Origin of the sequence: Mesorhizobium sp. M8A.F.Ca.ET.202.01.1.1 (assembly GCF_004791595.1) — a bacterium.
Taxonomy (GTDB): Bacteria; Pseudomonadota; Alphaproteobacteria; order Rhizobiales; family Rhizobiaceae; genus Mesorhizobium.
Map to the genome: position 1 here is coordinate 1 of NZ_SRUN01000049.1, position 1,090 is coordinate 1,090.

Genomic DNA, 1,090 nt, shown 5'->3' on the forward strand with positions numbered 1-1,090 from the left:
TGTCCGAACCGGATAGATAGGTAACAGAATGGACCGATAGCATGGGTGACAGTTTTCTTGTCCGCCGGGAGGACCGGCGATGGTTTGGCGAGAAACTGGGATCATGGACGAGCGGCTACGGTTTGTTGTGGATTGCCTTTCGGGTGAAGAGACGATGATCGAGCTCTGTGCGGCTTATGGGATATCGCGCAAGACCGGCTACAAATGGCTTGGACGCTATCGCGCGTTCGGCCCGGAAGGTTTGCACGATCTGCCTCGCGCGCCGCTCAATCACGGCCGGGCGACGGCGCTGGACCTGGTGGAGCGGATCGTTGCCGCCAAGGAGGTGCATCCGCTGTGGGGGCCAAAGAAGATCGTGGCGCGTCTCAAGCGCACGGCTCCCGAGCTGGTTTGGCCGTCGGCCTCGACGGTGGGCGCGATCCTTGCACGGCATGGGCTTGTCGGCGCCCGCAAGCGGCCACGTCTGCGAGCCTGTGGCAACGGACCGTGGCCGGAGCCGCAAGGGCCGAATGCGGTGTGGACTGGCGATCACAAGGGGTGGTTCCGGACTGCCGACGGGTGGCGCTGCGATCCGTTGACGGTGATGGATGCCTCGAGCCGCTACCTTCTGGCGCTCGAAGCGACGGGTTCGACGGCGGACGCCGAGGCCTGGCCGGTGTTCGAGCGACTGTTTGAGGAGCATGGCCTGCCGGATCGCTTCAGAAGCGACAATGGCTCGCCCTTCGCGTCGGCCGGCGTCACCGGGCTGACGCCGCTTGCGGTGCGCTTCATCAAGCTCGGCATCACGCTGGAACGGATCGCACCCGGCAAGCCGCAGCAGAACGGTCGCCACGAGCGCTTCCATCTGACCATGCTGCCACTGGCCAAGGACCCGGAGGCCGACAGAACGGCTCAGGGCCAGGCCTTCGAAGCCTTCCGGCGCAGCTACAATGAGGAGCGTCCGCATGAGGCGCTTGCCATGGACACTCCAGCCCAGCATTACCGCCCGTCGCAACGAGCCATGCCAAGGACGCCACCCGAGCCCGATTATCCGCAAGAGGCCGCGGTTCGCTGGGTGCGCCACAATGGCGAGATCAGGTGGAATGGCGGC

The 1,090-nt window shown here is 65.1% G+C and carries 1 protein-coding gene; it reads left to right on the forward strand.

Going from position 1 to position 1,090, the window contains the following annotated elements:
- Positions 1-79 precede the first annotated feature (79 nt).
- A partial coding sequence (locus tag EN845_RS33755; protein WP_135897794.1) for an integrase core domain-containing protein occupies positions 80-1,090 on the forward strand: 1,011 nt, incomplete at its 3' end.